Source organism: Pseudonocardia alni, from assembly GCF_002813375.1.
Classification (GTDB): domain Bacteria; phylum Actinomycetota; class Actinomycetes; order Mycobacteriales; family Pseudonocardiaceae; genus Pseudonocardia; species Pseudonocardia alni.
In genome coordinates this window covers 1-23033 of the sequence record NZ_PHUJ01000002.1, presented here as the reverse complement: position 1 = coordinate 23033, position 23033 = coordinate 1, and the positions used below count along the sequence as shown (strand labels likewise).

Sequence of the window (23033 nt, the reverse complement as noted above, 5' to 3'; positions counted from 1 at the left end):
GCAGAGGACCGAGACCGGCGTCCGGACGGCGGGGAGGACGATTGGCTCGCCGCGTGGGGCTGCGGCCGTCCCGGACTCCCCGCGGATCCCCTCGACGCCCTGGGCCGACGGACACAGCGGATCGTGCGGGGCCGGACCGGTCAGGCGGGGTGGGGCGTCGTCGGTGGCGTGGTCCTGCCCGGCATCGTGCGGACAGAGAGGCTGCAACGGGCAGACGTCGTGATCCTGCTCTGCGGCGGTGGACTCCACCGCGGTCGCCGAGGCTCCGATGGCTGACGCCGCCGGACCTGCGGTGACCTCGGAGCCCGGCAGACATCCCATCGCCAGGGGTAGGAGGAGGGCGAGCAGCAGGACGCTCCACGGCAACCGCCTGCGACCGGGACCGTCCGGTACTCGTCCGGTAATGGGTGGCGCCGTCATCCGGGGGACCTGTACGGCGCGCCCGGTGCGGGCTGGACGGACCCGGGTGTCCCGGGTTCGGGGCGTCGACCGGCGAGCACGGCCTCGAGAACCCCGTCCAGCTGCCCTGTCGTCACCGGTCCGGTGATCTTCGCTGCGATCACGCCGTCGGGATCGAGGACGAAGGTCTCCGGGACTCCGAAGAGCCCGAAGTCCAAAGCGGCGCGCGATCCCGGGTCGCTGACGTAGAGATAGTTCGGGCCGCCGCGGCCGAGTTCGTCGAGGAACGCCCGGGCCGAGTCCGGCGAGTCCTGGTAGTCGACGCCGAGGAAGGTCACCCCACGGTCCCGGTAGTCACGGGCCGCTTCCACGAGGACCGGATGCTCGCCACGGCACGCCACGCACCACGAGGCCCAGAAGTTGACGACGACCACGTCACCGCGGAGGTCGGCCAGCGAGACCGTGCCGCCGGCGTCCAGTTGCGGCAGGGCCGCTGCCGGGGCCGGGCGGCCGATCAGCGGGCTGTCGACGACCGTCGATCCTCCGACAAGGCGCCAACCGAACACGGCACCGACCCCGATCGCCACGACGACCACGGCGACCGCCGCTGCGCGGACCCCACTCCATCGACGACTGCGCGTCGTCATCGCCCACCTCCTCCGTCGGTCAGTGCGCGGCGGCGCAGGTCCTCCACCTGGCCCCGGATGTCCGGGGTGAGGTCCGGCCGGGCCAGCAGACCCTCGAGGACGCCGACGCCACCGGCCACGTCGCCGAGACCGTCGATAAGCACGTTCGCCCGGACCCAGGCCGCGTCAGGGGAGCCGGGGCTTAGTGCGAGTGCCCGGTCGGCGTTCTCGAGGGCCGGTCCGGTCTGCCCGATCGTCAGCAGCAGCCAGGCCAGCCGCGTGCGGACCTGCGGGTCGTCGGGCCGGAGGCGGACCGCCTCGACGTAATGGCGCATCGCGGCACCGTGGTCGCCTGCCGCTACGTAGCGGTCCGCCAGGGCCAACCGCATCCCGATCACCCCGGGGTTCTCGGCGACCACCTGCTCCAGCTGTTCGTCGTCGACGGCGGCAGGGTCGACCGCCGGGGCATCACCGGGTGCCTCGGCCATCGGTTCGATCCCGGTGACCGCTCCACCCTCGGGGCGCTCCACGATCGACGCCGGGAGCACAATGATCCCGGCGACCAGCGCCACCGTGGCTGCCAGCACGTAGGCGAGCGTCCACGGGCGGGGTGCTCGACCTGCCGGGCTCCGGGGGCCGGGCGATCCGGTGTCGTCCGGCGAGGCCATCGCCTCGGCGGCGACGGAGACATAATGCCGGCGCATCCGCCGGGCTCGTTCCTCGTCGATCTCGCCTTGGGCGACCTGCGCCTCGAGTTCCAGGATGTCCGCCAGCGCCTGGTCGGCGATCTCGTCACCCCGGCTCACGGCTCGAGCTCCCGCCGGGCCTGCGACTCGCGGCTCCGGTCGAGCGCCTGGTCGACCCGTGCCTGTTCCGCCTCGGACGGTTCCGGCTCGTCGCGGCCGGCGCACCGGGACCGGCGGGTCAGCAGCAGCGCCGCACCTGCGACCGTCGCCGCGGCGGGCAGCAGCCACAGGAGCAGCGTGCTGCCCGACGCCGGCGGGTCGATCACCGCCCAGTCACCGTACCGGGCACGGAAGTAGGCCTCGATCTCGTCGTCCGACCGCCCCGCCGCCACCTGGTCCTCGATCACCTGCCGCATCGCGACAGCGGTGTCCGACGGCGACTCGGCGACCGACACGCTCGTGCAGACCGGGCAGCGCAGCCGCTCGGCCAGTTCCTGCACCCGGTCCTGCCCCGCCGCGGGGGCCATGGCGAGCACCAGTGCGACGGCGACGGTCAGCAGAAGAGTCGCCCCGCCGATCACGACGGAGACCGCCCTCTGGCCCGGGCTAGGCATCGGTGCTCACCGGTTCCCCAGACCGCGACTGGCCGGGATCGACCGCGGCCCGCGCGGTCCGGCGCGGCCGACCCAACGCCCAGAACCCGCCGGCCGCGACCATGCCCCCGCCGACCCACATCCAGACCATCAGCGGGTAGCGGAACAGGTTGAGCGTGACGCGCTCGGGCTCCAGGTCCCCGAGGGCGACGTAGACGTCCTGAGCCGGGGTCGTCCATACATCGGGGTTACCGACCGCCTGTGGCCTGCCGGGGAAGGAGTTCAACAACGGTGTCATCTCCCGGTTGACGCGCTCCCCGTCGGTGACGGTGAGGTGTGCGTCGGTGACCAGCCGGTCGGGCAGCTCGTGCTCGTCGACGTAGTCGAAGGTCAGCGTGTACCCGGCGAACTCGACGAAGTCCCCGCGGTCGACGGTGACGGTGCTCCGCTCGGCCAGACCGGACGAGGTGGCGACCACCACGACGAAGAGAGCGACACCGAGGTGGGCCAGCTGCCCGCCCCAGTACCCGCGCTGCCCGCAGATGAGGCGCCACAGACCGGCGGGAGTCCGTGCGGGGGCGGTCACCAGGGCTTGGCGCACGGTGCTCGACGCGATCCCGGTAGCCAGGGCCACGACGGCCACGACCCCCGGTGAGCTCACCCCGGCAAGGGCCGTCGTCGTCGAGGCACAGGCCGCGAGCAGCAACGGCACGCGCAGGCGTCTCCAGATCACCGCCGGCGACGCATGGCGGTACGGGGTGACCGGTCCGGCCCACATCGCGAGGAGCAGGGCGAAACCGAGCGGGACCGCCATCCGGTCGAAGAACGGCCGTCCGACCGACACCTGCTCGTCGGTGATCGCCTCGAGGACGACCGGGTAGAGGGTTCCGAGCAGCACGACGAACGCGAACAGACTCAGAAGCAAGTTGTTCAGCAGGAACATGCCCTCCCGGCTGGCCAGCGACTCGGGACCGCCCCGGGATGCGATGCGCTCGGCACGCAGTGCGATGAGCACGAACCCGGTCACCACCACGACGACGAAGAACACCAGCAGCGGTGGGCCCACGTCGGACTGGCTGAAGCTGTGTACCGACTGGACGACCGCGCTGCGGGTGAGGAACGTGCCCAGGACGGTGAGGGCGAATGCCGCCAGCACCAGGACGAAGTTCCAGGACTGCAACATCCCCCGCCGGACCTGTACCACGGCCGAGTGCAGGAAGGCGGTGGCGACCAGCCACGGAACCAGTGCGGCGTTCTCCACGGGGTCCCAGGCCCAGTAGCCGCCCCACCCCAGGACCTCGTAGGACCACCAGGCGCCCACCACGAGACCCGCCGTGAGGAAGCTCCAGGCCGTCAGGTTCGCGCGGCGGGTGCGGCGCAGCCACTCCACTCCCGCAACGCTGCCGAGCAGCGCCGACATTGCGAACGCGAACGGCACTGTGAGGCCGACGTAGCCCACGTACAGCAAGGGCGGGTGGACGGCCATGAGCACGTGGTCGGCGAGGATCGGGTTCGGCCCGGGCCCGTCTGCGGGTACCTCGGCAAGAATCTCGAATGGATTGCCCGCCAGCACGACCAGGCCGAAGAAGAAGGCGCCGACTGAACCCAGCACGCCGAGCGCCCCGGTGCCGAGCCGGTCATCGGTGTCGCGTACTCCGTGCATCACCGCTGCGGTGAATCCGGACAGGACGAGCACCCACAGGACGAGGCTGCCCTCGAGCGCTGCCCAGGCCCCGGTGATGCTGAAGAACGTCGAGGTGGCACGGGAGTGGTTCTCGGCGACGTAGGCGACGGCGAAGTTGTCGGTCAGCAGGGCGACCTGGAGCGCCGCCATCGCTAGCACCGAGCCACCGAGCATGAAACCCGCCCCGACCAGCAGCTGCCTGCGACGCACAGCACCGGGCCGGTGCTGGGCGAGGAAGCCGAGGACCGCCAGCACTACCGACCCTGCGAGGCCGAGCATGAGGCCGGTCCACCCGGCGGAGGGCACCGCCGTCGTCATGCCGAACCCTCGTCGTCGGGCGGCTGGTAGTTCTCGTCGTGCTTCACCTTCATCGAGTCCGAGACGAAGGTGTCCCCCCGCCACTGCCCTTCGAGCACGACCCCGACGCCGGCGCCGAACAGCTGGGCCGGGGCGCCACTGAACTCCACGGGCACCCGGACACCGTCTGGCCCGGCCGAGGACGTCACCTCGAACTGCACCCGGCCTGGTTCGCCGACGACAGTGCCATCCACGACGAGGCCGCCGAGCTGGAACCGGGTGCCCTCAGCCTGGCTCGCGCGCTGGGCCACCGCCTCGGCGGGCTCGAGGTAGTAGACGAGGTTGCCGTTGAGATTGCCGAACAGCAGCAGGCCGACGAGAACGGCCAGGATACCGGTCGCAGAAGCGCCGAGCAGGCGATAGCGCCGCACGACACGGCGCTCACGGATGTGTGAGGTCGTCATCGCCTCTCCTCCGTTCTCTCGCCGATCCGGGCAGCGGCCCGTAGGAGCACCCCGAGATAGGTGACGGTCGCCGTCACGGTCACGCCGTAGCCGAGCACCACCCAGGCCCACTGCGTCATCGCTCGGTCTCCCCTCCGGGTGCGGTCACGGCATCGCCGGCGACCGGCCGGTCCCCCGCGCTCTCAGCAGCGTCTGCGGCGTCCTCGGCGGCGATGATCCGCATCCGGGTCCGGACGACCAGCACGTAGAGGGCGGTAAAGGCCAGGACGGATAACAGCAGCGCTGCCAGCATGCCGCCGCCGATCGCCGGTGCGGCGGGACGCAGCAACGAGGGCGGCTGGTGCAGCGTCCTCCACCACAGCACCGAGAAGTGCACGAGCGGGACCATGGCGAAGGCGACGACGCCGAACACCGCCGACCGGCAGGCCCGAGCGACCGGGTCGTCGATCGCGCGCCGCAGGGCGAGGTACCCGAGGTAGACGAAGAACAGCAACGCCGTCGTCACGAGCCGGGCGTCCCACGTCCACCACACGCCCCAGGTAGGTCGACCCCAGATCGAGCCCAGAGCGATGGCGAGACCGGTGAAGAACACCCCGGCCTCGGCGCTCGATGCCGCCAGCCGATCCCAGACGGCGGTGCGCCGCCGCAACCAGACCAGGCCGGCGACGAGGGTCACGCCGTAGGCGAGAAACGCCGTCCACGCCGCAGGGACATGCACGTACATCAGCCGTACGAGCTCACCCTGCAACCGGTCGGCCGGCGAGAACAACGCTGCGGCCGCCGCGATGACGACGGCGGTCGCGACCGCGAGCGGTAACCGACGGCCGAAGACGGTCCACGGTGTTACCGCAGTCGTTCGGGTCAGGTCGGGTTCGATCATGTCTGATCCTCCAGGTGCCGGACGCACCACGCGGCCGACAACGCGATGGCGAGATCGACGGCCAGCACGAGGACGAGCCACGGCCACGCCGGGCGCTCGTAGCGGGTGGCGTCGATGACTCCGACGGCGCCGAGCAGCAACGGAACCGTGATCGGAGTGACGAGCAGGGGACCGAGCGTGGTGCGCCCTGCGAGCCCTTCGGAGACGAGATCGGCGAACGCACCGAGCGTGCCCAGGCCCGCAGCGACGAGGACGACCATCGGCAGCAACCACGGCCACCCGCCCAGATCCGGCGCGTAGAGCACTATCGCCACCGGAGCGATGACCAGCTGGAACGCCAGCAGAAGCGCCGTGTTCCCGAGGGCGCGACCGGCCAGACGGACCCGGGGGGTCACCCCGGACAGAAGCAGGAGCGCTCTGTGGGCGGGGCTGTCGACAGCGCCGCCCCGCATGGTCACGAGAACTCCGAAGAGCAGCACGATCAGCCAGAACAGGGCCGGTCCGACAGCGGTCAGCAGGGCGGTCTCGGCACCCACACCTAACGGCACCAGGAAGAGCGCGACCGCACCGAACGGTGCCACGACCCCGAAGACCTCACCGGTACGACGGTCGACGGACAGATCCTTGCGGGCGAGCACGACCGCCTGCGCCAGCGGAGACACCGACGGAGTCATCGGGCTACCACCGTCTCGACCCGGCCGGAGCGCAGACCGACCGTCCGGTCACAGAGGTCGGAGACCCTTCCGGCCTCGTGCGAGACGAGGACCCCAGCTCCCCACCGGGAACGCACCTCTGCGAGAACCCGGCCCACCAACGGTGCGGCGTCGTAATCGAGCCCGGTGTGCACCTCGTCCAGGAGCAGCAGGTCGGGCTCGGTGAGCATCACCCGGGCGAGCTCCGCGCGCCTGCGCATTCCCTGCGAGCAGGCGATCGCCGGCCGCCCGGCCGCCCGGGCGAGACCAACGTCGGCGAGCACCTCGGGCACCCGGCGACGCGGGCGGCCGGTGAGGCGAGCGACCAGCCGCAGGTTCTCCTCGAGGGTGAGCCGGTCGTAGAGCGCCGCCGAGTGTCCGACGAGCGCGACGCGCAACCTCGCCGTGCGAGCGCTGGTGGCGTCGATCTGCCGGCCGAACAGCTCGACCGTCCCGGCGGTAGGGCGGATGAGGGTGGCGAGCACGGAAAGCAGCGTCGACTTCCCCGAACCGTTGGCGCCCATCAGGCCGATGACCTCGCCAGACTCGAGACACAGGTCCAGATCGCGCAGGACCGGGGCCTGGTGCAGGTCCACCCGTACTCCTGCGAGACGGGCCACCGGCGGCGCATCGTTCACGGCGACTCCCAAACTTCTACTGTCTGTAGAAGATGACATACTTCGCGTAACGGGTCCACAACGGCCCTGGTCGATCTCGGAGGTGTCGTGGAACTCCTGGCCATGACGGCGCTCGCGCTCGTCGCCGGGGCCGTGTCGTTCAGCTCCCCGTGCGTCCTGCCGCTGCTGCCCGGCTACGTCTCCTTCGTCAGCCGCTCCGGCAGTCAGGACAGGGGACGATCGCACTGGGGACCTGCGCTGTTCGTGGCCGGGTTCGGCGCGGTCTTCGTCGCCATGGGTCTCACGGCCTCGGCGGTCGGGCTCCTGCTGCGGCAGAACCTCGACATCCTCACCCGGGGCGCCGGAGTGGTCGTCGTCGTCCTCGGGCTCGGAATGACCGGGGTCCTCCGAATTCCGCTGATCGCCCGCGAGTTCCGGCCCGGCCTGCGCCGGGCGACCTCTGGCGCGATCGGTTCGTTCGGTCTGGGTGCGGCGTTCGCGCTCGGCTGGACCCCGTGCGTCGGTCCGGTGCTCGCGACGATCCTCACCGTTGCCGCGACCTCGGGCCGGCTCATGACCGGTGTCGTGCTTCTCGCCGCGTACGCGCTCGGACTCGGGCTTCCCTTCCTGCTGCTGGCACGGGCTCTCCTGCGCGGCCGCGACCGATTCGCCTGGCTGCGCCGCAACGCCCACCGTCTGGAGGTCGCCGGCGGCGTGATGCTGGTGGTCACCGGCGTGCTGATGCTCAGCGGGGTGTGGTCGGCCGTGATGGCCGATGCTGTCTCCAGCTATGCGCGGTGGGGCTGGCCTCCGATCTGAGGCATTCCCGGCTTGCGTCGTCATCCGGTCAGCTCCAGACCGCGAGCTCTCAGCCATCCGACAGGGTCGACCTTCTCGCCCGACACCGAGCCCTGCCGGATTTCCAGGTGCAGGTGCGGCCCCGTCGACTGACCGCGATTGCCCACCTCGGCGATCCGGTCCCCGGCCGCCACGCGCTCCCCTGCCGCGACGAACGCCTGGTTGATGTGGCCATACACCGATCGGCTGCCGTCGGGGTGGCGGACGACCACCCACAGTCCGAATCCGTTCGCCGGACCGGACTTCTCCACGACACCGTCGGCGACGGCGAAGATCGGGGTCCCGATGCGGTTGGCGATGTCCAGGCCGTAGTGGGTGGAGCCCCAGCGCGGACCGGCCGTCGAGGTGATCCGGCCCCGGACGGGTTGCACGGTGACCTCACCGCTGGCCGCGGTCACGGCGGCCGGGGCGCCCTCGGCCCGGGCGGCCGAGAGCTGGTCGGCTCGACGGGCGGACTCCTCTCCGATCCGGGTGCCCTTCGCCAGGGCGGCGAGGTCGTCCGGGTCGGCGGCGTCCGGGAGCTCGGACGCCGCGACAGGCGCGACGACCGCGGGACGGTCGGGAGCTGGGATCGAGGCCGGTTCGAGCGACAGCGCCGCGACCGGACGGACCTCGTCGTCGACCAGTTGGAGATCGAGTTCGTCGTAGGTGGCCTGAGCACCGGTGACTAGGGCTCCGGCTGCGAGTGCGGCGACGGCCCCGGCACCGGCGGGCGGCGGAGCAGGGAGGCAGGAGGACAGGGACGTACTGGACGTCGACATACGGGTATCCCAAATCTGACAAGGGGCTGCGGGCGTGGGAGCGCGCAACGGTGTCTAGATCCGGAAGACCTGGAGATCAGCTGTCGAGACGCGTGCGGGAGCCGGCGGGGTGTCGTCCGGCACCGCCGGGCGGACCACTGCTGCGGGAACGGTTCGGACGCAGAGAACAGTGAGGTCGACGGTCGACGCACTCGTCCCGTCGTCGGCGAGGCGGACCGGGCTCGCGGCGGCGTGCTCGATGTCCTGCAGCGGAGCACCGTGGCATCCGTGCGAGCGTTCCTGACCGACAGGGGCCGGGGGCTCCCCCGCCGTCGCGCCTCCCGCACATAGGACACCGACCGTGAGCACGGTGAGTACGGCGACCGCGATGGCGCTTGTCCATCGAGCAATCCGCCGCACGTGCACTCCCTCCGTCATCGACGAGGCTAGCGGTGCAGGGTCGGCCACTCTCCACCACCCAGCCACGGGCCTCCGAGACTCCCCGGGGTCACCCACCGGCAGATCCGACTCCGAAGCGTGACAACCTCGGTCACTCTTGAACGTCTCTCGTTACGGATGATGCCGAGTCTCGTTACCCCGAGCGCGGTGACGGCGACCCACGAACAGGAGCACCAGATGGGGAATCCGACGACCCGACGACCACGCCGCAAGCGGATCGTCGTCGCCGCGATCGTCGCCGCAACCGGGATCGGCCTCGGTGGAACCGCGCTCGCCGACGTCGAGCAGGGCGACATCGCAACCCAGGCCCACGCGGAGGCCGTCGCCCCGGGCACCCCTTGCTCGGTCTCGGCACGGGCGTGTGTCGATCTCGACACGCAACGCGCCTGGCTCCTGCGCGACGGCAAGGTGACCCGTGGTCCGGTTCCGATCGCGTCCGGCGGAGCCGGCCAGGAGACACCTCTGGGACACTCGTTTCGGGTCTACCGCAAGAATAAGGACCACGTCAGCGGTGAGTTCACCGGCCCTGACGGCAACCCTGCGCCGATGCCGTGGTCGGTCTTCTTCGCCGACGGCGGCGTCGCCTTCCACGGCGGTGACCGGGCGAGTGCGTCGGCGGGATGCGTCAAGCTCGACACCGGGCAGGCCGAGGCGTTCTTCAACGATCTCGTCGAGGGCGACAAGGTTCAGGTCGTACGCGCTTCGGACGAGCAGACAGCGCGCGGAGGCGGTGCAGCAGCGAGCTGAGGACCGCGTCCGCTGGTGTGGCGCTGCAGCGGGCGCCACACCAGCGGAGGTCAGCGGGTTCGGCTTCTCGATGCCGATGCCGATGCCGATGCCATGGGCAACGGTTGCGTCGGAGCGGTGTCGGCTGCGGCGAACCGATTGATCGCCTCAAAGCTCACCGTGGGCGCGTCTGTCTCCGTCGGGCGTGGCGTCTTCTCTGGTGTCACGGTCAGAAGACCGCGCCGGTGAAGAGCCATAAGTGCTACCGCACAGACGACTCCGGTCGCGACGAGCACCGCCCACGGGACTGCAGCTGCTCCAGCCGAACGGGCCAAGTCCATAGCCCACCCGGTCCCGGCATTGCCCAGCAGGATCCCGATCCCGCACACGGTGTTGTAGAACCCGTAGTGAGTGGCAACGAGACGGTTGCCCGACAGCCCGACGATCGTATCCATCTCAAAGGGCAGAACGATGGCTGTGCCGACCGCGAGCATCGCAGCTGTGGATAGCAGCGCGATGATCCCCACGACGACTGTCGTACCGTCGTCAAGTGCTGGTAGGCAGTCGGCGACGAGCATCGGCACGAACGCTGCTCCGAGCACGAACAGGCCTCTGCTCAGCGACGCGGCTGCCCCCCAGCGGTCCCGGCACCACGCGGTGACCCGCATCTGTGCCGCGATCGTGACCCCGCCTGATACGACGTAGACGGCAGTTACCAGCATCGTCGCGGAGTCACCGCCGCCAAGCAACGACCGCGTATAGAGCGGGAGAGCGAGGTAGATCTGGTACGACAGCACGTAGGTACCGATCATCGCGACGGCGAACGGCACGAAACCCCTGGTGGTAGCCACGTCACGCCACTGGGCCAGTACCGAACGCCCATCCTCACGGGAGTTCCCGCCGCTACCCTGACGACCAGGCAATGCCCGAATCTGCAGCACTGTCAGCACGGCGAAGACAGCTGCGGCGACCAGGCAGGTCGCTGTGAAGTTGATCCCGGTCAACAGCATTCCAGCCACCGGCCCGATAAGGATCCCCGCCTGGTAAAAGACGCTGAATAAGGCGAACGCCTCGACCCGTCGCTCTCCGGCGTCGTGGGCGATGTAGGCGCGGACTGCCGGGTTGAACAGAGCACCGGCGAACCCGGTCATCGCCGAGGCGATCACCAACGCGGGCACGGCGTCGACGAGCCCGATCAGTACGAATCCGACGGTCCTCAAGGCGCACCCGGCGACGATCATCGGCTTGTATCCGAACCGGTCGGCCAGGCTACCTCCTACCAGGAACATCCCTTGTTGAGAGAAGTTCCGGACTCCGAGGACGACGCCGACCATCAGTACTGACAGCCCGAGCCCGGCCGACAGGTGGTCGGCCAGGTACGGGATGAGCATGTAGAAGCCGAGGTTGATGGTGAGTTGGTTGAGAAGTAGCAGCCGCGTCGGACGCTCGAACGAACGGTATCGGGCCCATACCCGCATCAGCTCGCCTCAGGTGCGATGACGTCGACACAACGCGTCCAGCGCCGGACCTCCGAGCGGTCAGTGCGGTCGATCTGGTCCGGATCGCCTAGTGGCGGCGGTCCGACCTCGATGTTGTGGTTCCGACAGAAGTCGTCGTTGTACACCGTGTCGAAGTACCGCTGCGGGCCGTCGGGGAAGACCGCAGTGATCCGCGTACCAGGTGGGCGGGTACGGGCCAACCAGCCAGCGACGACGCCGACGGCACCGACACTCCAGCCGCCACTGGCGTAGCTCGCGCTCGCCATCGCTCTGCACGCAGATACCGCTTCGTCCGGTGCTACCCAGTGCACTTCGGAGAAGGTGCTGTGATCGACGTTGCGCGGGTGGATACTCGAGCCGAGCCCACGCATCAGACGAGGCCGAGCCGGCTGTCCGAAGATGGTCGACCCGATCGTGTCGACGCCGACTACCTCTAGGTCGGGCTGGTGACGTCGCAGCGCGCGCGAGATCCCGGCCGAGTGGCCGCCGGTGCCTACGGAACAGACCAATACGTCGATGCGGCCGAGCTGATGCCACAGCTCAGCGGCGAGTGGCGCGTAGGCGGCGACATTGTCCGGGTTGTTGTACTGATCAGGGCACCACGAGCCGGGGTGCTCGGCGAGCACCTGGGCGACCCGGTCCCGGCGGGCCTGCTGCCACCCACCAATCAACGCGGGGGCGTCGACAGTCTCGATTTCTGCGCCGTAGGCGCGCAGCAACCGATACATCAAAGGTTCCATACCGGGATCTGAGACCAGGGTGACTGGGTGCCCGAAGGCGATCCCAGCCAGCGCGAGACCGAGCCCGAGGGTTCCGCTGGTCGATTCGACGATGCGTCCGCCCGGGAGCAGGTCGCCGCGTTCGCGGGCGCGGCGAACCATATGTACCGCTGGACGGTCTTTGATCCCACCGGGGTTGGCTCCTTCGAGCTTGGCCCAGAAACCCCGCCCGCCCTCGGCGAATGGTGAGTCGATCCAGACGACAGGAGTGTTCCCGACGACGTGGATGAGCCGGGTCTCCTCAGACATGGGCAGGCCAGCATAGGCAAGCGTGGACATACGAATTCAGACCTCGTTCAGGCAGCGCGGCACTATGCCGTGCGGGAACGTACAGACGGGCGTGAACGACAACGGGAGCTGTGTCCCGCCAGCATCTACGTGCGACATATCTGTGCGAGAGCGAGATGCGATCGACCACTGCGGGGGCGTGCTGGTCGAGTATCGACTGGCACAACTTTCGGTACCTGCCGCACAGCGGCGGCTTCGAAAGTAAATAGAATAGTTGGAAGGCCATCGCCCAAGTCGCCCCAGCGGTCCGGGCGCGTCGCGGTGCTCGCGGCGTCGTGGTCGCCGGCTTCGTGGCACGACGGTCCGTGACTGTGGGGCGGAGCCACCACCGCAACCGAGGAGGCCACAGGCCCGCCATCGACATGCGAAGCACCAGCGGCGGCAAGGACGACGATGATCAAACCCAGTAACAGACCGGAGCACACAGCAATACGGCGGGGCCACACCAGGCCGGGATGCTCTAGACGGTCGCTCACAGCGATCGAACGGTATCAGCCTGTTACACATCGAGAACGAGCGCCTGCGATGGTCCACGGACTCGACGGGCGGCGGCCAGAACGGCCGCTGACGGCGCCGATCGCGGGCGCTACACGATCGAGGCCCACAGCCGTGTTGCAGTGCCCGGTTGAGTCGCTCCGGGTCGGATTGAGACCCCGCGACGGGATTCCGACCAGCTGTTGGTTGTCCTGGTGGGCAATGTGGAACGCCTGTTCGCACTCGTGCGGTCGCGGTGAAGCGCCTCGGGCGCGGTGGAGGCTGTGGGGTGCACCGGGTCCCGCGGAGTTGCGTGGCTGGAGTCTCTAAGCCACGACGATCTTGGTCTGAGCCTCGAACTCTTCCGGCGAGCGCCAGCCCAGAGCGCTGTGTCGGCGGCGCCGGTTGTGCAGATCTCGAGGTACTCGAAGATCTGTCGGCCAGTTTGATGCGGGTTTTCCACCGCGGCTCATGCAGACCGCCGATCCCCGTGCTCCATAAGTAGTGAGCCGCCCTGGGTGCTGTAGAGACTCTTGACCTTGGAAACGAGGATGGAGTCATGCCGTCAGAACGCACTGCGGGCAAGCCGACGACGCGGCGGTACTCGCAGGAGGAGAAGGCCGCGGCGGTGCGGATGGTCCGCACCCTGCGCACCGAGCTGGGACACGATCACGGTGTGGTGAAGCGGGTGGCCGATCAGCTCGGTTACGGCGCGGAGTCGGTGCGGTTGTGGGTGCGCCAAGCCGACGTCGACGACGGCCACCAGCCCGGTGTCACCACCGACGAGGCAGCCCGGGTACGCGAGCTCGAGCAAGAGGTCCGCGAACTGCGCCGGGCCAATGAGGTGCTCAAGCGGGCTGCGAGTTTCTTCGGGGCGGAGCTCGACCGCCAGTACCGCAGGTAGTGGCATTCGTCGACGCCCACCGCGACGACGTCGTGGAGGGGCGCCGGCTCGGGGTCGAGCTCATCTGCCGTGTGCTGCAGGTGGCCCCGAGCAGCTACTACGCCGCCAAGACCCGCCCGGCCTCGGCGCGGGCCAGGCGGGACGCCGAGCTGACCCCGCGGCTGGTCGGGTTGTGGGAGAACAACTACCGCGTCTACGGGGCACGCAAGTTGTGGAAGGCCGCCCGCCGCGACGGCTTGGACGTCGGCCGTGACCAGGTCGCCCGCTTGATGCGCGCGGCGGGTATCGAGGGCGCCCGACGGACCAAGCGCCTGCGCACCACTCGGGCGGATCCAGTCGCGGCGCGCCATCCGGACCTGGTGCAGCGCCAGTTCCGGGCCGACGCGCCGAATCAGCTGTGGGTTACCGACCTGACCTACGTGCCGACCTGGGCCGGGGTCGCCTACGTGTGTTTCATCGTCGACGCCTTCTCGCGGATGATCGTGGGCTGGCGGGTCGCCGGGCACATGCGCACCAGCATGGTGCTCGATGCGCTAGAGATGGCGCGCTGGTCGCGCGGCACCCGGCTGCCGGACCTGCGCTGTCACAGCGATGCCGGGTCGCAATTCACGTCGGTGCGCTACGGCGAGCGGCTCGCTGAGATCGGCGCGGTTCCGTCGATCGGCAGCGTCGGGGACTCGTTCGACAATGCGCTGGCCGAGACCGTGAACGGCTACTACAAGGCCGAGCTGATCCGCGGACCCGCCCGAGACGGTCCATGGAAGACAGTGGAGGACGTCGAGCTCGCGACGCTGGGCTGGGTGCACTGGCACAACCACCAGCGCCTGCACGGCTACCTCGGAGACCGGCCTCCGCACGAGTACGAGCAGGCGTTCTACGCTGCCCACCGGGACGACCAACACCCGGTCGGAATCCCATAGCGCGAGTCTCCATCAGCCCCAGAGCGACTCACTCCGAGGGGCCGTTGAAGAAGCGCCTGGCCAAGATCCGCCCCGAGTACGTCGGAGTCGATCCGGTCACCCGGATGTCCTACCGGCCCGGGGAGCTCGCCCAGTGCGACCTGTGGTTCCCGCCGACGAAGATCCCTGTCGGCGCCGGTCAGGCGCGGATTCTGCCGGTGCTGGTGATGGCCCAGGGCTACTCGCGGTTCCTGTCAGCGACGTTGCTGCCGTCGCGTCAGACCGGTGACCTGCTCTCAGGCATGTGGCAGCTGATCACCGCGCTGGGGCGGGTGCCGAGGACGCTGGTCTGGGACCGCGAGGCCGGTATCGCGATCAAGGGCCGGGTCAATGCCCCGGTCGCCGCGTTCGCCGGAACGCTGGCCACGCGCATCCAGCTCGCTCCGCCGCGGGACCCGGAGTTCAAGGGCATCGTCGAACGCGCCAACGGCTATCTGGAGACCTCGTTCCTGCCGGGGCGCTCGTTCACCTCACCGGCGGACTTCACCGCTCAGCTCGAGGGCTGGCTGTCCCGGGCGAACCAGCGGGCGGTCCGCTCGGTCGGCGGGCGCCCGGTGGATCTGTTCGAGGCCGACCATGCTGCGATGCTCGGGCTGTCACCGGTCGCCCCGGCGGTCGGGCTGCGCCATCGGACCCGGCTGGCCCGTGATCACTACGTCCGGGTCGACACCTGTGACTACTCGGTGGACCCGCGGGTGATCGGCCGGTTCGTCGAGGTCTATGCCTCGCTCTCGACGGTGATCGTGGTCTGCGACGAGCAGGTCGTGGCCCGCCACCGCCGGTCCTGGGCACAGCGGGCGGTGGTCAACGACCCGGCCCACCTGGCGGCGGCGCAGGTCTTGCGCCGCGAGTTCGCCGCCCGACGTGAGGCCGGCGCCCGCACGGCACGTCAGCACGCCGACGGCCACACCGTGGTCCTGCGGGCGCTGCCGGACTACGACGCCTTGTTCGGCGTCGACTTCGACCCCACCCCTGATCTCCATTCCACTCCCCAGTCTGCGGAGGCCACACCGTTATGAGTCCCACCAGCACCAGCACCAGCCCGGCTACGAACGGGACCCGCACCACCGCGACGAAGACGGCTGGCTCGGACGGGCTGGGCGCGCAGCTGGCTTATCTGACCCGGGCGTTGAAGGTCCCCACGATCGCGGCCTGCTGGGAGAAGATGGCCGAGCAGGCGCGGGACCAGAACTGGTCGCACGAGGAGTTCTTGGCCGCGTTGCTGGCCCGCCAGGTCGCCGACCGCGAGGCCGCCGGGACCACGATGCGGATCCGGACCGCGCACTTCCCGCAGGTCAAGACGTTGGAGGACTTCAACCTCGACCATCTGCCCTCGTTACGCCGGGACTTGCTCGCTCACCTGGCGACGGGGACGTTCGTGTCGAAGGCGGAGAACGTGATCCTGCTGGGTCCGCCCGGGATCGGGAAGACGCATCTGGCGATCGGGATCGGGGTCAAAGCCGCGCAGGCTGGGCGCTCTGTCCTGTTCGACACCGCTTCCAACTGGATCGCCCGGCTCGGCGCCGCCCACCACACCGGCACTCTGGAGGCGGAACTGAAGAAGATCCGTCGTTACCGGCTGATCATCGTCGACGAGGTCGGTTACATCCCGTTCGACCAGGACGCGGCGAACCTGTTCTTCCAGCTCATCGCCTCGCGTTACGAACAAGGCAGCGTCATGGTCACCTCGAACCTGCCGTTCGGGCGGTGGGGCGAGACGTTCTCCGACGACGTCGTCGCCGCAGCCATGATCGACCGTCTCGTCCACCACGCCGAAGTCCTGACCCTGTCCGGGGAGTCTTACCGGACCCGGGCGCGCCGCGAGCTCCTCGCGAAGGATCGAGCCACCAGCGACTGACCTCGGCCCGTCATGCACCAGCCCAAGCGAGGCGATCGGTCGCCTGCCCGACCAGCGCCGCTGTCGAGGGCGACGTCGTTGTTCGATGCAGTGCGTCCCAGCGGGCGTTATGGGCGACCGGCCACAGGCTCGCTGCCCAGACGAGCTCCTGCTCCTCGGCGGTGAACGATCGGCCGCGCACCTGCTGATATGCCTCCACGAACGCCTCTGAGCTGGCGATCGTCGCCAGCGACGGCGGTTCACCAGGCAGTCTGGGGAACGCTCCGCTCGCAGCACCGACCAGCGCAGCCTCGGGTTGCCAGGCCACGCTGTCCCAGTCGTGAATCGCCCACAACGTCGGGCCCTTCCAGCGCAGGTTCTGCGCCTCGAAGTCGGCATGGCCCAGGACACAGGGCGCGTCCGCCGCTCGCAGCCGCGACCGCGCTCGCTGGGCGACCTCGCTGACGAACTGCGGCACGAGGCTCTGGTCCTTCTCATCGAGGAAAGCGATGCTCGGCCAGACGCCGGGCCCGGGGTGGTCCCACCGGACCCAGCGCGGATTCGGCAGCAGCGGGCCGGCCTGCACGTTCTGCAGCTCCTCAAGCAACCAGCCGAACACCTGTCCATAGCGCCCTGCGACCTCGGGGGAATCGCCGCCCCACACCTCCCCGCCAGGCCGGAACTCCTCGGCATGAACGACCATCCCGTCCGAGGTGACTGCCCTCGTCAACGGTCTCGGGCACGGAAACCCGCGCTCAGCGAGCTGCGCCTGCACGCGCACACAGCCAGCCCCGCGGCCGTCGTCCTCACGGACCTTCACGACTGCCTCGGATCCGTCCGTCAGACGCATCCCCAGCACTGACGACATCTGCACGAGGTCGAACAGAACCTCTACAGGTTACGTCCGCGGAGGTGGTGTACGGGTTCGTCGCTGGTGAGCGGCGTGGCGTCGTGACGTGAGACGGCCACCGCGTGATCTTTCTCGAGTACCGACCAAGGAACTCCAGGAAGGACCACCACGATGGCCGCACCACACAGTGTGGACCCTGCCCAGCTTGTCGAGGAGTTCGCCTCGGCGGGTGTGTCGCCGGATCTGTTGCAGACGATGATCGCGACGATGGCGAACGCGTTGATGTCGTCGCAGGCCGATCAGCAGTGCGGGGCCGGCTATGGCGAGCGCAGCAGCGAGCGGACGAACCAGCGCAACGGCTACCGGGCCCGGGAGTGGGACACCCGAGCGGGCACGATCGAGTTGGCGGTGCCGAAGCTGCGCCAGGGCTCCTATTTCCCGGACTGGCTGCTGACCCACCGCCGCCGCGCCGAGCAGGCCCTGGTCACCGTCGTGGCCACGGCCTACCTACTCGGTGTCTCCACCCGGCGGGTGGAGAAGCTGGCCGAACAACTCGGGGTGAAGTCGCTGTCGCGTTCGCAGGTCAGCGAGATGGCCACCCACCTCGACGGGCAGGTCGCCGCGTTCCGCGAGCGCCCGCTCGACCAGGGCCCGTACACGTTCGTGTGGGTCGACGCGCTCACGGTGAAGGTCCGCGAAGACGGCCGGGTGGTCAACGTGCACGCGCTGCTCGCGACCGGGGTGAACGCCGACGGGCACCGCGAGATCCTCGGCCTGGATGTGGCCTCCAGCGAGGACGGAGCGGGCTGGTTGGCGTTCCTGCGCGGTCTGGTCGCCCGCGGCCTGTCCGGGGTCCAGCTCGTCATCTCCGACGCCCATCCCGGCTTGGTGGCGGCGATCGCCTCGGCGTTGCCGGGTGCGGCGTGGCAGCGGTGTCGCACCCACTACCTGCGTAACCTGCTCTCCCGTGTTCCGAAGTCGGCGCAGCCGCATGTCGCTACGCAGGTGCGCACGATCTTCGACCAGCCCGACGCCGACGCCGTCACAGCCCAGTACGGACGCGTGGTCGACACTCTCACCGCGCGCTGGCCCGACGCAGCCGAGCACCTCGACAACGCCCGCGATGAGCTGCTGGCGTTCACCGCATATCCGCGCGAGGTCTGGCGCCAGATCTGGTCGAACAACCCTCAAGAGCGACTGAACAAGGAGATCCGCCGTCGCACCGACGTGGTCGGGATCTTCCCCGGCCGCGACTCCCTGATCCGCCTCGTCGGCGCCGTCCTGGCCGAACAGAGTGATGAGTGGACCGAGAACCGCCGCTACATGGGCCTCGATCTACTGGCCCGCTCACGCATCCGCATCGTCACCACCGAAGCCGCACCGACCGGCAGCGAGGCACTCATGACAACCGAGGCAATAACCGCCTAGAATCCCGAACCAAGATCACGCGGAGTCGATCTCATACACCACTCCGCCGGACGTGACCCCTCTACAGGTTCGCCGCCGAGGTGATCTCGACACCACGCCACGATCCAGGCCGGCACCTCGTCGGCAAGCATCCATGCACTGTCTCACTGAGCTGCCAGGCCACCCCAGAGTCATTTTTCGGAGTCCCGGAGGGGGTCAACTTTGACGAACCGTTGACAGGTATGCGCGCCGGCGTGGTGCAGCTCGACGAGGTGGGACTCCTGGCGCGGGCTGAGCTTGGGCTTCTTGCCACGCAGCCGGCCCTTGGCGCGGGCGACCTTCATGCCCTCCCGGGTCCTCATCTTGATCAGGTCTGACTCGAACTCGGCGACCATGGCCAGCACGTTGAACAACAATCTGCCGACCGGGTCGGTCGGGTCGTGGACCGACCCGCCGAGGCTGAGCTTGACCTCGCGGGCGGTGAGCTCGGCGACGATGTCGCGGGCGTCGGGCAGCGACCGGGCGAGCCGGTCGAGTTTGGTCACGACCAGCACGTCGCCGCCGCGGCACGCGGCCATCGCCTCGCGCAGCCCGGGCCGGGCCCGGTTGGTTCCGGTCAGGCCGTGATCGACGTAGATCCGCTCGGGCGCAACGCCGAGGGTGGTGAGGGCGTCGCGTTGGGCGGTGAGGTCTTGTTCGTCGGTGGAGACCCGGGCGTAGCCGATCAGTAGTCCGCTCACCGTGCGAGTGTCCCAGTAAGCGCCCCTTCATCGGGCATTTCATCGGGCGGGTCTTACGGGAATCGCCGAGCAGCAGCGATCTTCGGTTTCGCGGGCGGGGCCGGGGTGTCCCGGTGGGGTTCGGTCTACGAGACGAGGTCGCGATCCGTGCGCCGCGACGCCTGCGTCGTCGACCGGAGAGAAGATCGTGAGAGGGTACGGCCGAGCAGCCGACAGCGCATGGTCGGTCGACGCCACGTGTGGCGTGGTCAGCCCGGTGTGTCGGCCAGCGGTTGAACCAGTCGGTACTTGCCGCCGGTGGCGGGTTGGGGGAGCTGCTCGGCGCGTCGAACGGTGATCTGGGCGAGGCCGTGGGCGGCGAGCAGGTCGGTGAGTTCGCGGTGCACGTGGGCCCAGGCCTGCTGCGGGGTGGCGCCGGGTGCGGGCTGGATTCGCACCGAGAGCTCGGTCGGGAGATCTGCAGGATCTGGAACAGCGCCACGGAGGGCAGCCGGTCCAGGCGGGTCGAGAGGGTCAGCGGGGTGAGTGTCACGGTGGTGCCGTGGGTGGTGGGGAGGGTGAGTAGGTCCGCGTGCGGCCCTGCACCCGATCGCGGGCAGTGGGCTGCCGCAGTCGCAGGGGTCGGGCGGGCCAGGACGCTGTCGCGAGGTCGTAGCGCAGGATCGACTGGGCCCGGTTGGCCAGGTTGGTCAGCAGCACGGTGTGGGACTGCTGGCCGGGCGGGGTGGGCCGGTGGTCGGCCGTCGACGGGTTCGAGGATGGCCCAGTCGGCGTTGACGTGCAGCCAGCCGTGGTGGCAGCTGTAGGACAGGAACGGGCACTCGGTCGCGGCGTAGGAGTTGCCCACCGCGGAGCCGAACGCGGTGGCGATCCGCGCGATCTCTGGGTCGGGCAGGCCTTCGGCGGCGAGCGCGACCAGGGCGGGGCGGATCCGCAGCCGCCCGGCCTGTTGTTCGGTGGCCAGCAGCGCCGCGGTGGTGGCGTAGGGGGCGAGCACGGCGGGTGGGAACGCGTTGAGCTGGGTCACCAGTTCCGGCAGCGGGGTGTGTACCGACAGCGCCTGGACCCGGCGGCGGCCGCGTCTGGTGCGGCGCAGGCGGGCGGCCGCGGCGGTGGAGGCGAAGTGCCCGCGGTGGCGGTGACCATCGCCAGTCGTCCCCGCCCGGCGATCAGCCGGGGCAGCGCGCTCGCGTTCAGCCAGGTGCTGAGCATGCGCGAGCTCAGCGCGGTGGTCACCGCGAGTGCCCGCTCGTCGAGCAGGAACATCCCCCGCGTGCCGGTGGTACCCGACGTGGTCGCCACCGTGTAGCCGGCTCGGGAACCGCCGCGGTAGCCGGGTGGGATGGCGAGGAACGGCTGGCCGATCTGGGCGGGGTCGGCCACGAACGCCTGCACCCGCTCCCTGCTCGCGCGGGGTCGGTGACCCAGTCGTCGAACCGTGCCATCAGTGCCGCCTTGCTGGTGACCGGCAGCAGGCGCGGGTCCTCCACCCGGCCGGGCAGGTCCTGGTAGAGCTCGCGGTACACGCTGCCGTGGCCGCGGGCGAAGTCCACGAGCTCGGCCAGGCGGGCGCGTTGGCGGGCGTCGATCGCCTCCGGGCCGTGTCGGTAGGTCCGGGCGGGCGTCGAGCAGCAGCCGCAACGCCCCGTCCTCGCCGGCGGGGCTCACCGCGGTGCGGCGTCGCTGTACGGGCGCTGGGCCACCCCGAGCAGGTAGTGCCCGCGAACCCGGGTGCGCCACCGGGACCCGACCTGCAGTCCCTGGCGCTCCAGTTCGGCGACGAACTCGCTCGCGGTGAACCGGTCCTCGGTGGGGTGGTCGAACAGCCACCGGTAGCCGCGGGTGGCCAGCGCGGCGGCGGTGACCTCGTCGAAGTAGAACCGCCCGCCCGGCTTGAGCACCCGAACGATCTCCGCCAGCGCCGCTCGCCAGTCCGGGACGTGGTGCACGATCGCGAAGTCGAACACCGCGTCGTAGCTGTTGTCCTCGGCGTCCAGGGCGGTGCGCAGGTCGGTCATGTCGCCGGTGGCCAGCCGCACCCGCTCCCCGTAACCAGCCAGCCGGCGCTTCGCCCGAGTGACCATGGCCGGGTCCAGGTCGATCGCGTCCACACGAGCCGCGGCGAACCGGCGCAGGATCAGCTCGGTGCCGTACCCCGCCCCGCACCCCACCTCGAGCACCCGCGCGTCCGGGGATAGTGCCCGCCCAGCCGCAGCAGCGTCGGGGTCTCGTAGAACCGCTGCAAACGCGCGCCGCGGCGGGCTGTTCACCAGGGCCGTTTCCACCCGGTTCATCAACACGACAGACCTCCCAGTTATCGACGATATGCGGTTACATCGTTGGCTAGCGATGGATACCAGAGGTGTCGCGGCGGTGTCCAGGGCTGCGACGATCGAGGGCGTCGAAAAGCTGGCGCCGAACATGGGCCACATGCGTTATCATCGCCGCATGACGATGCCAGATGCGGTGGCGGTGTCCCCGCGCCAGGAGTTGATGCCGGCTGCGGCGTTGTTCCACAGCCTGTCCGACCCGACCCGGCTCGCGATCGTGCAGCACCTCGCCCGGGGCGAGGCGCGGGTGGTGGATCTGACCGAGCGGCTCGGGTCGGCGCAGTCGACGGTGTCGGCGCACCTGGCGTGCCTGCGCGACTGCGGCCTGGTGATGGGCCGTCCGGAGGGCCGGCAGATGTTCTACTCGCTGACCCGCCGGAGCTGCTGGACCTGCTCGCCGCCGCGGAGAGGTTGTTGGGGCGACCGGGTCGGCCGTGGCGCTGTGCCCGAACTTCGGTACCGGCACCGTGGGGGTGCGCGGTGAGTGACGCGTGCGGGTGCGGCCCCGATGAGCCCCGCGTCGACGCCGAGACCGGTGAGGTCGTGGCGGAGCGGGAGCCGGAGCGGTTGTGGGAGGTCTCCGAGCTGCGCGCCGCCGCGGTGGCCGGGGTGCTGCTCGGCGCGTCGCTGGTCGTGGGCTGGTCCGGTGGGCCGGCGCCGGTGGAGCTCGCCCTGCAGGTCCTCGCGCTAGCGGTGGGGGCGTGGACGTTCGTGCCGTCCACACTGCGCCGCCTGGCCAAGGGCAAGATCGGGGTAGGCACCCTGATGACCATCGCCGCGGTCGGCGCCGTCGCGCTCGGCGAGGTCGGCGAGGCCGCGATGCTGGCGTTCCTGTTCTCCATCAGCGAGGGCCTGGAGGAGTACTCGATCGCCCGGACCCGCCGCGGCCTGCGCGCGCTGCTCTCGCTGGTCCCCGAGCAGGCCACCGTGCTGCGCGGCGGCCTGGAGATCGTGGTCGCTCCGGGCGAGCTGCGGGTCGGGGACACCATGCTGGTGCGCCCCGGGGAGCGCCTGGCCACCGACGGGACCGTCGGGACCGGGCGGACCGCGCTGGACGTCTCGGCGATCACCGGGGAGTCGGTGCCGGTCGAGGCCGGCCCCGGCGACGAGGTGTACGCCGGGTCGATCAACGGCACCGGCGTGCTGGAGGTGCAGGTCACCAGCACCGCCGCGGACAACTCGCTGGCCCGGATCGTGGCGATCGTGGAGGCCGAGCAGTCCCGCAAGGGCGCCGCGCAGCGCCTC

General features: G+C 70.0%; 23 protein-coding genes, 2 pseudogenes and 1 other annotated feature. Of the genes and pseudogenes, 8 read left to right on the top strand and 17 right to left on the bottom strand.

Annotation, left to right across the window (positions count from 1 at the left end):
- Positions 1-416: 416 nt before the first annotated feature.
- From ATL51_RS00635 to ATL51_RS00600, 9 genes are read right to left on the bottom strand one after another with little or no spacing between them, the layout of a single operon-like run.
- Positions 417-1046 (bottom strand): TlpA family protein disulfide reductase, encoded by a 630-nt coding sequence (locus ATL51_RS00635; protein ID WP_100877246.1) that lies wholly within the window; start codon positions 1044-1046, stop codon positions 417-419.
- The gene (locus ATL51_RS00630) at positions 1043-1831 is read right to left on the bottom strand and encodes a tetratricopeptide repeat protein (RefSeq protein WP_100877245.1); all 789 of its coding nucleotides are present in this window, start codon (positions 1829-1831) and stop codon (positions 1043-1045) included. Before ATL51_RS00630 ends, ATL51_RS00635 begins: the two co-directional genes overlap by 4 nt.
- Entirely contained in the window at positions 1828-2325 is a 498-nt protein-coding gene (locus ATL51_RS00625; protein WP_281010851.1) for a cytochrome c-type biogenesis protein, read from the bottom strand. The genes ATL51_RS00630 and ATL51_RS00625 overlap by 4 nt, the downstream gene beginning before the upstream one ends.
- Positions 2318-4306: a heme lyase CcmF/NrfE family subunit gene (locus ATL51_RS00620; protein ID WP_100877243.1), complete on the bottom strand. Its 1989-nt coding sequence runs from the start codon at positions 4304-4306 to the stop codon at positions 2318-2320. The genes ATL51_RS00625 and ATL51_RS00620 overlap by 8 nt, the downstream gene beginning before the upstream one ends.
- Complete coding sequence (locus tag ATL51_RS00615; RefSeq protein WP_178376921.1) at positions 4303-4749, bottom strand: cytochrome c maturation protein CcmE; 447 nt, start codon at positions 4747-4749, stop codon at positions 4303-4305. Before ATL51_RS00615 ends, ATL51_RS00620 begins: the two co-directional genes overlap by 4 nt.
- Complete coding sequence (locus ATL51_RS29190) at positions 4746-4868, bottom strand: hypothetical protein (RefSeq protein ID WP_264183724.1); 123 nt, start codon at positions 4866-4868, stop codon at positions 4746-4748. The genes ATL51_RS00615 and ATL51_RS29190 overlap by 4 nt, the downstream gene beginning before the upstream one ends.
- Positions 4865-5629, bottom strand: coding sequence for a cytochrome c biogenesis protein CcsA (ccsA, locus tag ATL51_RS00610; RefSeq protein WP_100877241.1), 765 nt, complete (start codon positions 5627-5629; stop codon positions 4865-4867). Before ccsA ends, ATL51_RS29190 begins: the two co-directional genes overlap by 4 nt.
- Positions 5626-6267: a heme exporter protein CcmB gene (locus tag ATL51_RS00605; RefSeq protein ID WP_301548832.1), complete on the bottom strand. Its 642-nt coding sequence runs from the start codon at positions 6265-6267 to the stop codon at positions 5626-5628. Before ATL51_RS00605 ends, ccsA begins: the two co-directional genes overlap by 4 nt.
- A 32-nt stretch (positions 6268-6299) precedes the next feature.
- Positions 6300-6917: an ATP-binding cassette domain-containing protein gene (locus ATL51_RS00600; protein WP_100877239.1), complete on the bottom strand. Its 618-nt coding sequence runs from the start codon at positions 6915-6917 to the stop codon at positions 6300-6302.
- A 129-nt stretch (positions 6918-7046) separates the two neighbouring features.
- On the opposite strand from ATL51_RS00600, the gene ATL51_RS00595 reads away from it, so the two are divergent.
- Positions 7047-7757 (top strand): cytochrome c biogenesis CcdA family protein, encoded by a 711-nt coding sequence (locus ATL51_RS00595; protein ID WP_100877238.1) that lies wholly within the window; start codon positions 7047-7049, stop codon positions 7755-7757.
- Positions 7758-7777: 20 nt separating this feature from the next.
- On the opposite strand, the gene ATL51_RS00590 is transcribed toward ATL51_RS00595, so the two are convergent.
- Positions 7778-8557 carry a M23 family metallopeptidase gene (locus ATL51_RS00590; RefSeq protein ID WP_100877237.1) on the bottom strand — a complete coding sequence of 260 codons (780 nt, stop codon included), beginning with the start codon at positions 8555-8557 and terminating at the stop codon, positions 7778-7780.
- Between the two features lie 615 nt (positions 8558-9172).
- On the opposite strand from ATL51_RS00590, the gene ATL51_RS00585 reads away from it, so the two are divergent.
- Complete coding sequence (locus ATL51_RS00585; RefSeq protein WP_100877375.1) at positions 9173-9742, top strand: L,D-transpeptidase; 570 nt, start codon at positions 9173-9175, stop codon at positions 9740-9742.
- Positions 9743-9792: 50 nt separating this feature from the next.
- On the opposite strand, the gene ATL51_RS00580 is transcribed toward ATL51_RS00585, so the two are convergent.
- Together ATL51_RS00580 and ATL51_RS00575 are read right to left on the bottom strand one after the other, a co-directional pair.
- Entirely contained in the window at positions 9793-11199 is a 1407-nt protein-coding gene (locus ATL51_RS00580; RefSeq protein WP_100877236.1) for an MFS transporter, read from the bottom strand.
- A complete protein-coding gene (locus ATL51_RS00575; protein WP_226369776.1) occupies positions 11199-12248 on the bottom strand; it encodes a PLP-dependent cysteine synthase family protein in 1050 nt (349 codons plus the stop codon). The genes ATL51_RS00580 and ATL51_RS00575 overlap by 1 nt, the downstream gene beginning before the upstream one ends.
- A gap of 1072 nt (positions 12249-13320) precedes the next feature.
- Here ATL51_RS00575 and ATL51_RS00570 point away from each other — a divergent pair.
- The 3 genes and pseudogenes from ATL51_RS00570 (at position 13321) to istB (ending at position 16482) form a co-directional block, all read left to right on the top strand.
- Positions 13321-14585, top strand: a protein-coding gene (locus ATL51_RS00570) for an IS3 family transposase (RefSeq protein WP_100877234.1) whose coding sequence is annotated in 2 segments (ribosomal slippage) — positions 13321-13624 and positions 13624-14585 — 1266 coding nt in all. Because the reading frame shifts where the segments join, the coding sequence is not laid out codon by codon here.
- Positions 13620-13754, top strand: a sequence feature (AL1L pseudoknot). (Overlaps the previous gene by 135 nt.)
- Before the next feature lie 32 nt (positions 14586-14617).
- A pseudogene (locus ATL51_RS00565) lies at positions 14618-15643 on the top strand (Mu transposase domain-containing protein); the annotation flags it as partial.
- Entirely contained in the window at positions 15640-16482 is an 843-nt protein-coding gene (gene istB, locus ATL51_RS00560; RefSeq protein WP_100877233.1) for an IS21-like element helper ATPase IstB, read from the top strand. The pseudogene ATL51_RS00565 and the gene istB, both read left to right, overlap by 4 nt.
- Before the next feature lie 10 nt (positions 16483-16492).
- On the opposite strand, the gene ATL51_RS00555 is transcribed toward istB, so the two are convergent.
- Entirely contained in the window at positions 16493-17311 is an 819-nt protein-coding gene (locus tag ATL51_RS00555; protein ID WP_392567350.1) for a phosphotransferase, read from the bottom strand.
- Between the two features lie 171 nt (positions 17312-17482).
- Between ATL51_RS00555 and ATL51_RS00550 the strand changes: the two genes are divergently transcribed.
- Positions 17483-18739 carry an IS256 family transposase gene (locus ATL51_RS00550; protein ID WP_073574061.1) on the top strand — a complete coding sequence of 419 codons (1257 nt, stop codon included), beginning with the start codon at positions 17483-17485 and terminating at the stop codon, positions 18737-18739.
- A gap of 170 nt (positions 18740-18909) precedes the next feature.
- Here the strand turns inward: ATL51_RS00550 and ATL51_RS00545 are convergent, their stop codons facing one another.
- From ATL51_RS00545 to ATL51_RS00535, 4 genes are all read right to left on the bottom strand, one after another.
- Positions 18910-19458 carry a recombinase family protein gene (locus tag ATL51_RS00545; RefSeq protein ID WP_100877232.1) on the bottom strand — a complete coding sequence of 183 codons (549 nt, stop codon included), beginning with the start codon at positions 19456-19458 and terminating at the stop codon, positions 18910-18912.
- A 248-nt stretch (positions 19459-19706) separates the two neighbouring features.
- Positions 19707-19895, bottom strand: coding sequence for a hypothetical protein (locus tag ATL51_RS28790; RefSeq protein WP_208622869.1), 189 nt, complete (start codon positions 19893-19895; stop codon positions 19707-19709).
- A 586-nt stretch (positions 19896-20481) separates the two neighbouring features.
- Complete coding sequence (locus tag ATL51_RS28785) at positions 20482-20853, bottom strand: hypothetical protein (protein ID WP_208622868.1); 372 nt, start codon at positions 20851-20853, stop codon at positions 20482-20484.
- A gap of 269 nt (positions 20854-21122) precedes the next feature.
- A complete protein-coding gene (locus ATL51_RS00535) occupies positions 21123-21752 on the bottom strand; it encodes a class I SAM-dependent methyltransferase (RefSeq protein ID WP_100877372.1) in 630 nt (209 codons plus the stop codon).
- A 154-nt stretch (positions 21753-21906) separates the two neighbouring features.
- Here ATL51_RS00535 and ATL51_RS00530 point away from each other — a divergent pair.
- Both ATL51_RS00530 and ATL51_RS00525 read left to right on the top strand, forming a co-directional pair.
- Positions 21907-22276, top strand: a pseudogene (locus tag ATL51_RS00530) (ArsR/SmtB family transcription factor).
- Positions 22269-23033, top strand: a 765-nt coding sequence (locus ATL51_RS00525; RefSeq protein ID WP_167409931.1) for a P-type ATPase, incomplete at its 3' end; no start/stop codon positions are given. The pseudogene ATL51_RS00530 and the gene ATL51_RS00525, both read left to right, overlap by 8 nt.

Coding starts and splice junctions, on each gene's coding strand:
- ATL51_RS00635 (WP_100877246.1), bottom strand. CDS start 1,046: ATGACGACGCGCAGTCGTCGATGGAGTGGGGTCCGCGCAGCGGCGGTC.
- ATL51_RS00625 (WP_281010851.1), bottom strand. CDS start 2,325: ATGCCTAGCCCGGGCCAGAGGGCGGTCTCCGTCGTGATCGGCGGGGCG.
- ATL51_RS00620 (WP_100877243.1), bottom strand. CDS start 4,306: ATGACGACGGCGGTGCCCTCCGCCGGGTGGACCGGCCTCATGCTCGGC.
- ATL51_RS00615 (WP_178376921.1), bottom strand. CDS start 4,749: ATGACGACCTCACACATCCGTGAGCGCCGTGTCGTGCGGCGCTATCGC.
- ATL51_RS29190 (WP_264183724.1), bottom strand. CDS start 4,868: ATGACGCAGTGGGCCTGGGTGGTGCTCGGCTACGGCGTGACCGTGACG.
- ccsA (WP_100877241.1), bottom strand. CDS start 5,629: ATGATCGAACCCGACCTGACCCGAACGACTGCGGTAACACCGTGGACC.
- ATL51_RS00590 (WP_100877237.1), bottom strand. CDS start 8,557: ATGTCGACGTCCAGTACGTCCCTGTCCTCCTGCCTCCCTGCTCCGCCG.
- ATL51_RS00585 (WP_100877375.1), top strand. CDS start 9,173: ATGGGGAATCCGACGACCCGACGACCACGCCGCAAGCGGATCGTCGTC.
- ATL51_RS00580 (WP_100877236.1), bottom strand. CDS start 11,199: ATGCGGGTATGGGCCCGATACCGTTCGTTCGAGCGTCCGACGCGGCTG.
- ATL51_RS00575 (WP_226369776.1), bottom strand. CDS start 12,248: ATGTCTGAGGAGACCCGGCTCATCCACGTCGTCGGGAACACTCCTGTC.
- istB (WP_100877233.1), top strand. CDS start 15,640: ATGAGTCCCACCAGCACCAGCACCAGCCCGGCTACGAACGGGACCCGC.
- ATL51_RS00555 (WP_392567350.1), bottom strand. CDS start 17,311: ATGCGTCTGACGGACGGATCCGAGGCAGTCGTGAAGGTCCGTGAGGAC.
- ATL51_RS00550 (WP_073574061.1), top strand. CDS start 17,483: ATGGCCGCACCACACAGTGTGGACCCTGCCCAGCTTGTCGAGGAGTTC.
- ATL51_RS00535 (WP_100877372.1), bottom strand. CDS start 21,752: ATGAACCGGGTGGAAACGGCCCTGGTGAACAGCCCGCCGCGGCGCGCG.